The 14,117-nt window shown below is 38.1% G+C and carries 11 protein-coding genes and 1 pseudogene; 3 read left to right on the forward strand and 9 right to left on the reverse strand.

The features are described from left to right. Positions 1–31: 31 nt before the first annotated feature. The 6 genes and pseudogenes from BTO22_RS14920 to BTO22_RS14945 all read right to left on the reverse strand — a co-directional run bounded on the left by BTO22_RS14920 (position 32) and on the right by BTO22_RS14945 (position 6,193). Positions 32–1,423 carry a fructose-specific PTS transporter subunit EIIC gene (locus BTO22_RS14920; RefSeq protein WP_105056154.1) on the reverse strand — a complete coding sequence of 464 codons (1,392 nt, stop codon included), beginning with the start codon at positions 1,421–1,423 and terminating at the stop codon, positions 32–34. A gap of 196 nt (positions 1,424–1,619) precedes the next feature. Beyond that, entirely contained in the window at positions 1,620–2,051 is a 432-nt protein-coding gene (locus BTO22_RS14925; protein WP_105056155.1) for a PTS sugar transporter subunit IIA, read from the reverse strand. A 503-nt stretch (positions 2,052–2,554) separates the two neighbouring features. Then, a pseudogene (locus BTO22_RS14930) lies at positions 2,555–3,458 on the reverse strand (histone deacetylase family protein). Positions 3,459–3,740: 282 nt separating this feature from the next. Next, positions 3,741–5,057, reverse strand: coding sequence for a branched-chain amino acid transport system II carrier protein (brnQ, locus tag BTO22_RS14935; protein ID WP_105056156.1), 1,317 nt, complete (start codon positions 5,055–5,057; stop codon positions 3,741–3,743). A 417-nt stretch (positions 5,058–5,474) separates the two neighbouring features. Then, complete coding sequence (locus BTO22_RS14940; protein WP_105056157.1) at positions 5,475–5,822, reverse strand: RidA family protein; 348 nt, start codon at positions 5,820–5,822, stop codon at positions 5,475–5,477. Positions 5,823–5,956: 134 nt separating this feature from the next. Continuing rightward, the gene (locus tag BTO22_RS14945; protein WP_105056158.1) at positions 5,957–6,193 is read right to left on the reverse strand and encodes a hypothetical protein; all 237 of its coding nucleotides are present in this window, start codon (positions 6,191–6,193) and stop codon (positions 5,957–5,959) included. A gap of 490 nt (positions 6,194–6,683) precedes the next feature. On the opposite strand from BTO22_RS14945, the gene BTO22_RS14950 reads away from it, so the two are divergent. Together BTO22_RS14950 and BTO22_RS14955 are read left to right on the forward strand one after the other, a co-directional pair. Beyond that, a complete protein-coding gene (locus tag BTO22_RS14950; protein WP_105056159.1) occupies positions 6,684–8,795 on the forward strand; it encodes an LruC domain-containing protein in 2,112 nt (703 codons plus the stop codon). A gap of 12 nt (positions 8,796–8,807) precedes the next feature. Next, complete coding sequence (locus BTO22_RS14955) at positions 8,808–9,287, forward strand: hypothetical protein (protein WP_105056160.1); 480 nt, start codon at positions 8,808–8,810, stop codon at positions 9,285–9,287. A 254-nt stretch (positions 9,288–9,541) separates the two neighbouring features. Here the strand turns inward: BTO22_RS14955 and BTO22_RS14960 are convergent, their stop codons facing one another. The 3 genes from BTO22_RS14960 to BTO22_RS14970 form a co-directional block, all read right to left on the reverse strand. Beyond that, positions 9,542–11,050 (reverse strand): alanine/glycine:cation symporter family protein, encoded by a 1,509-nt coding sequence (locus BTO22_RS14960; RefSeq protein WP_105056161.1) that lies wholly within the window; start codon positions 11,048–11,050, stop codon positions 9,542–9,544. A gap of 217 nt (positions 11,051–11,267) precedes the next feature. Then, on the reverse strand, positions 11,268–12,830 hold the full coding sequence (locus BTO22_RS14965) for a methyl-accepting chemotaxis protein (protein WP_374954025.1): 1,563 nt from the start codon (positions 12,828–12,830) through the stop codon (positions 11,268–11,270). A 189-nt stretch (positions 12,831–13,019) separates the two neighbouring features. Continuing rightward, positions 13,020–13,352: a tRNA-binding protein gene (locus BTO22_RS14970; RefSeq protein ID WP_105056163.1), complete on the reverse strand. Its 333-nt coding sequence runs from the start codon at positions 13,350–13,352 to the stop codon at positions 13,020–13,022. Between the two features lie 131 nt (positions 13,353–13,483). On the opposite strand from BTO22_RS14970, the gene BTO22_RS20235 reads away from it, so the two are divergent. Continuing rightward, the coding region (locus BTO22_RS20235) for a LacI family DNA-binding transcriptional regulator (RefSeq protein WP_258132612.1) at positions 13,484–14,117 on the forward strand (634 nt) is incomplete at its 3' end.

A 14,117-nucleotide genomic window follows, 5' to 3' on the forward strand; every position in this document is an offset into this window, starting at 1 on the left:
CTTGCGACTCCCCTAACGTTCAGGTTGAAACTTAAGCTTGGATAAGAGTTAATGCGTTTTTCATTGCTTCTTTCGTTGAACATTCAACTTGACGAATGTTAGCGAAACGATCTGATTCTTTTACTGGAATATCATGAGCAAGGATGATGAACTTAGCGTTGGCAACATCTTTTGCTGTCAATTTGTTCACTAAGCCGTTAGAGCCTTGTGTTTCGACTTTAATCTTAATGCCTGCTGCTGCGCCTGCTTTCTCTAGTGCTTTTGCTGCCATGAACGTGTGTGCTACACCTGAAGGACAACATGTAACCGCTAGAACATCGTACTCACCTTCGCCAGCAACTGGTGCCGATTGAGCTTGTACAGGTGCTACTGCCGCTGTTTCATCTTCTACAACCACTGGTTTCCAGAAACCAACGATAAGTGCTGTTGTTAGTGAACCAAGCGCAATACCCACTACATACATAGGGATGTTGCTAGAGACAGGTGCTGTAATTAAGCCGCCCCAAGGTGCATGAAGCAATACATCAGTCATGAAACCGAATACACAACCAACCATACCGCCGATTACGATAGATGGAAGCACACGCATTGGGTCATTTGCTGCAAATGGGATAGCGCCTTCAGAGATACCAATTGAACCCATGATTGCTGCTGCTTTACCTGCTTCTTGTTCTTCTTTAGAGAATTTCTTCTTAAACATGAATGTAGCAAGAGCCATACCTAGCGGTGGAGTACAAATCGCGATACCAACACCACCCATTAACCATGGTTGTGTGTTTACTTGTGTTTGAGCAAATAGTGTAGCTACTTTGTTGATTGGGCCACCCATATCAAACGCCGTCATACCACCAAGAATCGCACCAAGAACCGCTTTAGAAGACCCCGCCATTGATGCTAAGAATTCGTTCATTGCAATCATGAATGAAGAGATTGCAGCACCTAGGCCCCACATTACGATACCCGCAGAAACTAGCGTACCAACAAGAGGGTAGATAAAGTAAACGCCTAGTGCGCTTAAATGTGCAGGGATAGGCAGTCTCTTAAGTTGAAGAACCACACCACCGGCAATAAAACCTGCAACGATACAACCAAGGAAACCACCACCTAAATCAGCCATGATGCCTGATGCAATAAATGCTGGCGCTAATGCTGGTTTGTCTGCAATTGAGTAACCAATAAAGCCACCCAAAATGATTGGGAAAAGCACAAGACCTTTAATCGCGATAGTAGAAATATCCGCAAGAATACCAGTATCTGGAACCGCACCTTTACCTGTAGCCATTACAGCAAGTGCTAATAGCACCCCACCCGCAACTACGAAAGGAAGCATATGAGATGTACCAAAAAGCAAGTGGCCTTTTAATTTGGATAGTGTTTGTTTCCAATCACCAGATGGTTGAGTTGTTGCAGTCATCGTTGACATAAAAGTAATCCTAAAAGTGAGTAAAACTAAAAGTTATGCCAATCACAGTAAGTAAGTGTTCAGAAATAGCGAAGGAAAAAGGCTTGAAAACAAGGCAGAATTTTTCGATAAGTAGTTATTCTACAATCAAAAATTCTAACGCAGTTATCAAGTCTTTTAACCAGCTAGGATGACCAGTTATTTACTACGATTGGTATTAATTAATCAGTAAATCTAGAATGTCTTGCTCGGTTGTCGCTTTTTGCATATCTGCAATTAGGTCATCTCCGAATTTTTCAAATAACGCTTGTAGTGCATAAATGTGGTGATCGCCGCTTTCTGGTGAGGCAATCATGAAGAATACCGTTGGTTGATCATCATCAGCACCGTATTCAATCGCCGTTTTTGATACGCCAATCGCAATAGCAGGTTCAATAACCGCGGCATTTTTAGTATGAGGATAAGCAATGCCCATATCAGACGTTGTACATTGAGCTTCACGCTCATAAATACCAGCTAAAAAGTTTTCTTTATTATCGATACGGTTATTTTTTAATAACATATCAGCTAACTCAGAAAATACGCCATCTTTCGTCGTCGCATCTAAATTAAGTTTAATTAAATTGGTATTTACCAGTGTGGTGATCATAATCTTTCCCTTAATAATAATTTTTACTTAATTCAAGCTGCATTAAGTTGATGAGGAAATAATATGAATTAAAGAGGCGCTTGGTAAGTTGATATTTAAAGCATTTACTGGATTTTTGTACCCGCAAAATCAAAGTGTGACACCGGTAACAAATGCATCAACAATAAATTCAAAACACCTACAAAAACAAGAGAAATACATTAAAAGAAATTTAAAATCAAAAGTTTAAACCAAAACAAAAGGAGATAAAACATCGTAAAAAAAGATTTGAAATAACATGAAAAATAAAAACGAGAAGTAAATCACATTAAATAAAATTCATTATCCTCTCTATCTTTATCTAAAAAATTACTAATTGAAAGAAATAAACATTAAGTTTATAACTATAAATATGAATGCATAAATCAATAATACTTAATTCATTTAAAATATAGTACGCTTAACATTTCAGTATTTTATATTATTGATACTTTATTTTTATTACATATAAAAATATATCGACTTTATATATCAATTAAAAATGCACGAACTAATTGTAAATGAGGTTCAACCAAATCTTGATGGTTACTTCGATAACCTCCACCAACAACACACGCAATCGGAATATTCTTTTGCTTAGTTATATTATTCATCCAATAATCTCTTTGATATAAACCATGTGTCGATATATCCAAATAACCCAGTTCATCATCAATATGGATATCTACGCCTGCATCATAAATAATAAGATCTGGTTGATGATGATTAATTGCCATTTCAACGACTTGTTGAAACGCTTCTAAAAATTCAGCATCTTGAGTACCAATCAATAATGGAACATCATAATCTGACCTAGGCTTACGTGCGGGAAAGTTTTTATCACAATGAAAAGAGACAGTAATAATATCCTCTTTATCAGCACAAAGCGTTGCTGTCCCATCACCATGATGCACATCACTATCTACAATAAGTACCTTATCAATACCCTCTCGCTTTAATGCATGATGCGCTGCAACAACTAAATCATTCACCAAACAAAATCCACTACCAAAATCGTAATGAGCATGGTGATATCCACCACTCAAGTGAATTGCAGATCCATACTCTAATGCTTTATCAACGGTTAAACATGTCCCTGCTGTCGACGTTAATGTCCTTTGAATTAATGATTCACTCCAAGGAAATCACAATACGTCTCATTTTAGCTACAGGCAGTAAACCTGAAACTAGAGCATTAATATAGGCTTCATCATGTACCTGCTTAATGGCGTCAACTGTAAATGCACTTGGTTCAAAATAACAAAACTGTTCAGAAGAATGGTGAGATTGAATGGCTTGATATAAACGTTGATATTTTTGAATAGGATAGCGATGTCCTTCAGGAAGATCTAATTGCGAGTAAATTGGATGATAAATTAATGGCAACATAATCAAGCAACCCTATTCTAAAAATAAAAAAAGAGCAGCTATTATCGCTAATGCCGATCAGTTAGTCACTTTATTGAGTAATTATGCACTATTTATTCAATGTCTAATAGATATGGCAAAGTACCCGTTAAGAGAGTGAAAGATAGATACAACAAGGGCTCCAGAATGATTGTAATAAATTCGTCTGAAGCCCTTGTTTTTATTGATGTTCGCTTAACTGACTGGCATTAGCTATTATCGCTGCTCTTTATCAATACACAAGAGTAAGTCTATTTCTAAAGACTAATTGTTTACAACAACACGCTTTGGCATTGCTTTATTGAAGACTTTATTAATAAAAATAGTAATAAATACAGGAAGCAACCATGAAGTATGAGAAGAATACAACGGTAGCCATTGCTCACAAAACGCGTCCATGCCTTCAGGCAATTTTTCTAAAATATGCAGTGCATCAATCGTCCCAAACAAAGCGGCAATACATACTACCGTTGTATGGCTCATTGAAATGGTTGGTTTATCTATACCGGCTTTCTCAGGTATTAAAATCATCGCAATAATTAATGCGATAGCGATCGGACATAAGATAAGAATCGCAGGTAAGCTCACTTCGATGATCGTCTCTAAACCTACGTTTGAAATAATTGCCGTTAATACCATGATCACGGTAGCACTCACTTTAAACGTGATGCCGTAAGTATTTTTATAGTACTCAGAGTTTGCATTGGTTAAGCCGATCGTCGTCGTTAAACATGCCATTAAAGTGATAGCCGCTAATAAAAGTTGACCTAATACCCCAAACTCCCCTGCCGCATAACGCGTTAAGATCTCTCCACCATTGCTGGCATTTTCTGCAATCTCTGATGAGGTTGAACCTAAATAACCCATTGCTAAGTAACATAATGACATCAATACTGAGTAAATAACGGCAATTCGTAATGTGTAGTAAGAGATGGCTTTTTTGCTCTCAACCCCTTTACTACGAATCGTTTGGATTATCACCCAACCAAACGCTACCGCTGCGATAGCATCTAATGTCATATAACCTTGAATTAACCCATTTACTGCAGGCGCTTGTTCGTAAATATCAATAGCTTGGCTTGGAGAGCCTAATGGATTAAATAATGCCGCGACCACTAATATGGTTAACATACCAATCAATGCTGGTGTCATTACTTTACCGATGTAATCGACTAATTTACCTGGCTTCAATGCAAGCCATAATGTTAATGCACAGAATAAAGCAGAGAATACCATTAATCCATTATCTGAATAGAAAGGCTTAATGCCCATCTCATAAGCAACGGTAACGGCACGAGGCAATACAAACGCAGGACCCAGAGTGGTTAGTACCAAGAACCAAAATGAACGATCCATCCACTTTGGTAAAGCTGATGTAAGCTTATCTGCAGAAGATAAACGGCCTAATACGACCAAAGTGATTGCAGGTAGACCAACAGCAGTTAATAGAAAGCCACCAATAGCGATAAGCCAATTGTCACCAGCTTGCTGAGCCATCAATGGTGGATAGATTAAGTTACCTGCACCTAAAAATAGTGCAAATGTCATGAAGCCGATAGCGGCGAGATCTCTTCTGTTCAAACGACATACCCTTATAAAATGAAACGTGGTGTCAATTTGGCTAGAAGATTATAAAGAAAGGTTCTTATCCGCCAGCCTAACTGACGAATAACAAAATCGTCAGTATCAGTAAATGACAACGACGACAGAGACGAATGTATAAGCATTATGCTTAGTAGCAGAGACTAAATCTGCTTGATATTGTTTGATGTCTATAGACATAACTTACACACTCTATGAAAATAATTGTCCTTAAACTAAAGGAAAGGCAATAGATTGTAAAGCTCAAATATTGATTGATTATTTATTGTTCTACTATTAGATAAGATAACAGGTAAAAGACTATTAATAGTTTTATCATACGTTATTGATAAATAAAGCCTACTCATCTAACAAGTACTCAGTAAACACCGAGTACTTTGATTTTATTATTTTTAGCTACTTAACTGCTGCAACAAATGCAATTTCAACTAAATAATCAGGATCGGCTAGCTCAACTTTTAAACATGCTCGGCTAGGAGCACACCCTTCTGGTAACCACTTTATCCACGCATCATTAAATACCGCTAAATTAGCAAAATCCGTCACATAAATAGTAACCGACACTAATCGTGATTTATCACTGTTTACGCTCGCTAGCATTTCTTCTGCTTGTGCAAAAACTTGTTCGGTTTGACCTTGCATGTCGGCACTTTCATCATAAGCAACTTCAACAAAATGCGCCATCTTATTAAAAACAGTAACATCAGACCATTTTTCACTTGGATTAATACGTTGAATACCCATTTTTCACTTACTGCAATCAAAATTAAATAGACGACCATTTTACCAGAAGAAAAAAATAGAGCACCGATTTAATTACAAGAATATACACCTATTCAGATAGTGTATTTAACTCAGGCTCTTCTTCTTGAAGATTTTCAGCGAACCTCACCAGCAATGAAAGCAACATTACCTAACGCTGAAAGAGTTCCATTCCTCGAACGCTCAGGAAAATCCCCAGCCATACTCACACTTTCTGGTTTAATTACATTATTACAAACAATACTTGCACAACCTTTATTGTTATGTTTCTGATCCGTAGAATGTAAAATCAATTCAGAATCAGCGATAGATAGGCCACTCCAAAAACAGAAAAGCACACTTAAATATCTCATATATAAACCACCATCAAATATTCACAAAAAGAATAATAAATAAGGCAACCATAGTCTAGATATGTTGCATTAATTCAATACCGATTGATAAATAAGTTAAATCGTTGAGCTTTTCTAAATTGATTCTCATCTAGCAATTTGATTCTTATTATGAAAAAACAGATTCTCTTCTCCTAAAACAACCTTATTACTCCAGTAAAAGCTAACACCATAATCATTTGATAATTAAATAGTTTAATTAAAAAAGCAATACAATTTATTTCGATAAAAAACAAATGGTATACATTTTGCTCAATCATAATTACTTGAAGAAAACGGTACGTTAAAGGAATTAACAAATTACTGCTCGCTAGAAGTAGCTACCACAACTTAGGCTGAGTTCATTTATTAGAAAATTCTAGTTGTTTTTATTTACCGCATAATTTCAAGTTATGTATCTATTCATTGTGTTGAGGGCATTTCCTCATTCAAGAAAAAGTAGAGGCTTATTATGAAATATAAACAGCTTTTTTCCCTTATTGCGTTTACTTTAGCGAGTGCGCCCATCTATGCCACCTCAGTAGATTTAGATTTCTCAAATCATATAGAATCGACCAATTTAAGTAACAGTTTTGGTCCCTCTTATGATGGTCCAGTTATGCACTTCCTTAACGTTGGTACTCATAACGGAAAGACCATTGATGCAAAAGTAAGTAGTGAAATATTTGGTGACGCTACCTTCCTTTTTCACACACCAAACTATAAAGATGGTGGCGGCCAACCAGAAGGAGATATAGGCTTTCTCTATCAAGTTAACTCCGCTGGTTCTGCTGGTTTAATTTATACCTTTGAGTTTTATGATGGTACTGATGGTTTATCAGGTACCTTCTCTGTGCCTTATACCGTACCTGAATTTGACATGATTGGTTACGATATTGATGGTGAACCAGTTCAATCAGAACAAGTTCGAGTGTTCAAAAGCGAAGGTTTTTATAGCTACCAAACAGGCTCAGCTGGCGCAAGCTTAACTGCTGAAGAAAGTGCTGACGGACAATCGGTATTATTCACAGGACCAGGAACAAACTACAACGAAACAGACACATCTGGTGCCGTTAAATTTACCTTTAAAAATACGTCAATTGTCACCCTTCAATTTGAAACGGTTACTACAAGCGGAAGTCCTTTTCCAAACCCTATTTTCTCCGCTTTTGATGGTAATTGGGACTTAGACCAATTCATCCCACCAGTGACGAGTTCAGACGAATCTGATTTTGGTGATGCTCCTGATAGCTACAGTACATTACAAGCAAACAATGGGGCCGAGCATGCACTCTCTTCAAGTTTATATTTAGGAAGCAGCATTGATGCTGATACTGATGGTCAACCGGGTATCGCATCCAATGGGGATGATCTCGATGTTGGTGGTAACGATGACGATGGTATTACTGTATTAACAAGCTTAGAAAAAGGCTTAGATTCTTTAATCAGAGTAAACGCCTTCGGCAGTGGTTACCTACAAGCATGGGCTGACTGGAATATGAATGGAACGTTTGATGAAGATGAGCAAATCATCAAGAACCATTCCGTAACCAATGGACAACAAATTATCCCAATACGTGTAGGCAGTGACGCTATTGTTGGCTCCGTCCAAACTCGTTTCCGTTTATCTAGCAGTCCAAATATTCCAAGCACTGGGTATGCTGGTGATGGTGAAGTAGAGGATTACATATTTAGTGTTACAGACCCAGGAACAACAATTCAACATTCAAACTATTATACTGCCGCTTTCGAGGATAACTGGCCAGAAACTGGAGACTTCGATCTTAATGATGTTATTACCTACTATCGTACCACTATCATAAGTAAAGATGATGAAGTTCTACGATTCGATCTTACTGGTACTGTTACTGCGTATGGCGCCTCTTATGGTAACGGTTTAGGTTGGAAGCTCAATGGATTTAATGAATCAGACATTAACCTTTCATTGTCTCGATTAGAAAAAAATGGGGCAACACGACCAAATATTTCACCATTTACAGGAGAAGATAAAGATATCGCTTCGCCATCTGGAGATCTTGTTGTCGTTGCATCGTTAAACCTGTTGGATGACATTCCAATTAATGGCGAGTGTCAATTCCATCGAACAAATCCATCATGCAGTGCATCATTAGAGTCAGAACAAATGACGTTCAGTATTTCTCTTCCATTCAACGAAGGAAGCGAACCTAGTGTTAGCTCATTAATGCCACTTAATGGCGGTGACCCATTTATTTTTGGTCCCGGTCATGGCTCATATCATGGAGACAGTTTCACTACCTCTCCAGGTAAAGAATTAGAGATCCATACCTCAGATTTCCCACCAACGACAAGAGGGACTTTGGTTGAGGACTTCTACGGTACTGCTGACGATGATTCAGATTCAGCAAGCAGTAAATACTACCGTACTACTAGTAACCTACCATGGGGTATCATAATTTCATCACCTTGGAATCACCCATCAGAGTACATTGATATTAGTAATGCGTATCCAGATTTTGCCGAGTGGGCTACCTCAGGAGGAACTTCGAAACCAACGTGGTACCTAAATCCAAATGGCGACAAAACTTGGTCAACAGATGACTAACAAGGAGGCTCCATGAAACATATACATTTATTATTAGGTATTACAGCTCTCACTTTTCTTGCCGCTTGTAGTGATTCGTCATCTGGTTCTTCTTCTGGCGGAGGCGCAGCGCCAGGGACTGACTCTGCAGTTCCAGCATCAACATTTCCAGCCGCTGAAGGGATAAATGGAATAAAAACAAGTGAATTATCAATACCAGAAGGCTTTACCTTTTCAACAGAGCGAGAAGTAAGCATCACTCTCTCTGTTGCAAGCTCTCAAAGTGAACGAGGATTTATGTCTCTGTATAGTGAATTTAAGGATGGTGTTGTCGACCACACATCTCAATTCATTATCACCCCCATGAATGATGAGACAGAATTTCAAACTAGCGTCATGCTACCCAACCACGTTGATAAGATTTGGGTAGAAGTTTGGTACCCTTCAGCCGTAGGACATGAAATAACGCAATCTGTAGACATTGTAGATAACACTATTAACGCAATTCTATAAAAGCTAAAAATAAAAACGGCCCTCATATTAGGGCTAATGCCAGTCAGTTAAGCGAACATCAATAAAAACAAGGGCTTCAGACGAATTTATTACAATCATTCTGGAGCCCTTGTTGTATCTATCTTTCACTCTCTTAACGGGTACTTTGCCATATCTATTAGATATTGAATAAATAGTGCATAATTACTCAATAAAGTGACTAACTGATCGGCATTACTCATATTAGGGCCGTTTTTTTTATTCATATCGAAAAGCTACTTCTCTCTTGATTTGTTCTTATTTCTCTCTAACTTACCTTCCCAATATGTTGCACCTTTAATGCCTAATTTTACTGGGTCAAACGTATAGGTTGTCACGCCTTTTTTTTGCTGTTCTTCATAATCTTTCAACGCTTTAAGTGCAGGCTTAGACATAAAGAAAATAATCAAAATACCAATAATATTTAACCATGCCATTAAACCAACACCAACGTCACCCATCGCCCATGCAAGATTTGCAGTTTTAATGGTTCCATAGAATACCGCTGACATGATTACGACTTTAAGTATAAACATCATGCCATCGACTTTAAACGTACGACGAATGTAAGCAATGTTTGTTTCTGCAATGTAGTAATAAGCAAGAATGGTAGTAAAAGCAAAAAAGAACAGAGCAAAAGCAATAAATATTTTACCAATGCCAGGCAGCGTACTTTCAATCGCCATTTGAGTAAACATCGGGCCATTTGCGCCAACATTCGCGGCTAGATTCTGAACTAAGAATACTTCTTCACCACTGCCGTGAACATTATAAGTACCCGTAATTAAGATCATAAATGCGGTTGCAGAACAAACCAATAAAGTATCAATATAAATAGAGAACGATTGAACTAAACCTTGCTGCGCAGGATGCTCAACACTCGCCGCTGCCGCAGCGTGAGGGCCAGTCCCCTGACCTGCTTCGTTAGAATAAACCCCACGTTTCACACCCCAACCAATTGCTGCACCAAAACCGGCCATTGGAGTAAAGGCATCACCGATGATCATCCCAAAGATTGTTGGTACTTCAGAAATGTTTAATAAGATAATAACAAAAGCAAGAATGACATATGCTAACGCCATGAAAGGCACAACGATTTGAGTGAAATGAGCGATACGTTTAACGCCACCAAAAATGATGAAGCCAAGGATCACTGAAATCACAGCACCAGTAAAGATTTTTGCAAAACTGAATACACCAATGCCTGTATCAATCATGCCACCCGTACCAAACGCGGTTTCAACTGCATTACCAATACTATTTGATTGCACGCCCGGAAGTAACACACCACACGCAAAGATAGTCGCAATAGCAAAGATCCATGCGTACCATTTTTGACCCATTGCTTTTTCGATATAGTAAGCCGGACCACCACGGAACTGCCCTTCATCTTCTTCTTTATAAATCTGCGCTAATGTTGATTCAGCATACGCCGTCGCAGCACCTAAAAAGGCAACCACCCACATCCAAAATACCGCACCCGGTCCACCAAACCCGATAGCCGCCGCAACCCCTGCAATATTACCTGTACCTACACGGCCAGACAGTGATACCGCTAATGCTTGAAACGAACTGATACCTTTACTTGATTCTTTATTTGATACCAGTAAACGACACATTTCTTTAAAATGACGAATTTGAACAAAACGAGTTTGAATAGAGTAAAAGAGACCAGAACCTAAGCAGAGATAAATCAGCACTGGGCTCCAAATTATGCCATTGAGAAAATCAACGATACCTTGCATATAAAATCCTTTTTAGTTTATGAAGTTGGTTTATTATTTAACCAACCATACAGTAAGATTTAACAGCAAGTTAACAACAACCTTTCTTGAAGATAGAAAAGTGTGAATCAAAGCACTATATTTCAATTTATATTGATAACCACAATACAAAAAACCAATAAGATAAGAAATAGCAATGCTTTGTATTGATATTGTAGAAAAACTTTATTTTATCCCACTAGCCAGTATGCCTAAACTGCTCGGCTAGCTTACTTTGAGAAAGTAAATTATCCATCAAGCCTCCATTATCTGCTTGGCTTTCTTGAACTAAGGACGCTGTTGATATCGATAATTCTTGGGTCGATTGACTAATAGATTGTACGTTATTGTTCATGCCCTCTGAGACGTTACTCATCTCTTCAACTGCCGTGGCTATTTGAGAGTTTTGATCTGAGATATCCGTAATTTCAGTCAGTAATTGCTCCAGTTTATTTGCTGAGATATTGGCACTTTCAATACAATCCGCTGAAAGCTTCTCTCCCTCTTTCATTGACTCAACCACGGTATGAGTTCCTGTTCTAATCAAGTTAATCACGGTTTGGATCTCAGTGGTTGAATCATGACTTTTTTGAGCAAGTTGACGTACTTCATCTGCCACAACAGCAAATCCACGGCCTTGTTCGCCCGCTCGGGCAGCTTCAATCGCAGCATTAAGTGCTAAGAGATTAGTTTGCTCTGCGACACCTTGAATTATCGTTAAGACACTTTCAATGGTATTCGTATTTGATTCAAGTTCTCTAACTGAATTTGACGTTTGATCTAACTGAGTAGCTAATACATCAACGGCATGTAGGGTTGATTTCACCTCTGCCATCCCCTCCTCTGCAGCGGCTTTTGCTTCATCAGTTGTTGATGCGGTATTTTGTGCATTTCTGGCAACTTCATGCGCTGTAGAATGCATTTCATTAATAGCAGCAGCAACTTGCTCCACTTCCATCGATTGCGAATCTAACTGAGTTGACATGGTATCTAGGTTTTGGAATGACTCTTCCATTGCCGCAGTCACTTGCCCATTTGAATCTTGGATACGCCCAGAAACGGCATTGGTCTCTGAATGACACATTTTCATCGCAAGGGCTATTTCTGAAATATCATCAACTTTATTGTTATAAACAAGCTCCATTAATGGGTTATTGAAGATCTCACGAGCGTCTTTACTTAATGCTTCTAATCGGCGGGTCATCATATAAAAAGAGGTTATGGCTAAAAGGAATAATGATGGGACGCCGGCATTAGGAACAAATTGCTCAAGACCAAAAGCAAAAATAGCGGGAATAATAAGAGCGATAGCGGCACGTTGCCACAAACGGGTTCTAGGTAACTTTAGTTTACGGGGTGTTTTTCCTGCGTTCAGTTGAGCGTATATCTTTTCTGCATTATCAACATAATCTCTTTTGGGGCTAGTACGAACAGACTGATATTCGATGACTTCACCACCCTCAGTGATGGGAGAAACAAATGCATCAACCCAATAATAATCACCATTAGCACATCGATTTTTTACAATTCCCATCCAAGAGTTTTGCTCTTTCAAATACCCCCACATATTTACAAATGCTTCTTTTGGCATATCTGGATGTCTAACCATATTATGTGGCTGACCAACAAGCTCTTCTTGTGTATACCCTGCAACCTCACAAAAATCTTTACTTGCGTAAGTTATGTGACTACTGGGTTTTGTTATTGAGAGAAGATTATAACTTGGGGGGTATCTCACTTCCTTTGAAGAGTTATTCTTAATATCCATATATACCCAACCTTTTCATATCATTAATTAATCATTACTAACTTAGGAAGGTATGATATCTATTAATCCACTATTTGTCTTGTTTTTTATATGGAATTACAAGTGGTTAAGGCTCTATTCATAAAAAACCAAGTCTATCTGGGGGAGGATACACTTGGTTTATGTTTTTGGTTATTAAACCAATTAGACGATTTTAACTCCAGCAGGCATCAAGCGCTCTGGTGTCAATAATACGCTTTCACTTTCATCTTCTGTTTCTGCACACAGCAACATACACTCGGACGTTTCACCGCGCATTTTTGCTTTTGCTAAGTTACACAATACAACCACTTGTTTGCCCATTAATTCACCTTCTGTGTAATAAGGGACAAGACTTGTGACCGTTTGAAGACTCTGCTCACCTACATCAATTTGAACAATGTAAAGCTTGTCTGCATTTTCATGACGTTTAACGTTTGTGATTTTGCCAACACGAATATCTAATTTTGCAAAATCACCGTATGCAATTGTTTCCATTTTACTTTATCCTTAGGTTTAGATTAATGTTAACGTTTACATTATCAACAAAATACAATTGAGCAAGAAAACACCATTAAAAATTTACTAAAATTTTAACCCGATCAAAATACAAGGTTTAAACAGCAATTATGGCAACCATTAAAGATGTAGCAAAAGAAGCTGGCGTATCTGTTGCCACTGTTTCTCGTGTAGTAAATAAATCACCTAAAGCAAGCAAAACAGCCATAGAATCGGTTAATGCTGCAATGACCAAATTAGGATATAGACCCAATGCCAATGCAAGGGCTTTAGTCAGTAAAAGTACCAATACAATTGGTGTCGTAGTTGCTGATGTGTCTGATCCTTTTTTTGGAGCCTTAATCAAGGCTGTGGATGGTGTTGCAAGAGCTAATAATAAACACTTATTAATTGGTAATGGATATCACGACGCTCAAATCGAAAAAGAAGCCATTGAATTATTAATTAACAACCGATGCGAGTCTCTTGTTATTCATTCAAAAGGGCTCTGTGATGAAGATCTAATCCAGTTTGCAAATGAAGTAAAAGGACTTGTGATTATCAATCGTCATATTCCAGAAATAGCTGAACGCTGTATTTCTCTTGATAATGAGCTAGGCTCACTACTTGCTACAGAGTACTTAATAGAAAATGGACACCAACACATTGCTTATATCAATTCTAACCAAGACATTGATGATAGCCACCAGCGTCAATCAGGCTACGTTACTGCATTAAAGAAACATAACTTATCAATCAACAATA

Source organism: Aliivibrio sifiae (assembly GCF_002954705.1).
In the GTDB taxonomy this organism is placed as follows: Bacteria; Pseudomonadota; Gammaproteobacteria; order Enterobacterales; family Vibrionaceae; genus Aliivibrio; species Aliivibrio sifiae_A.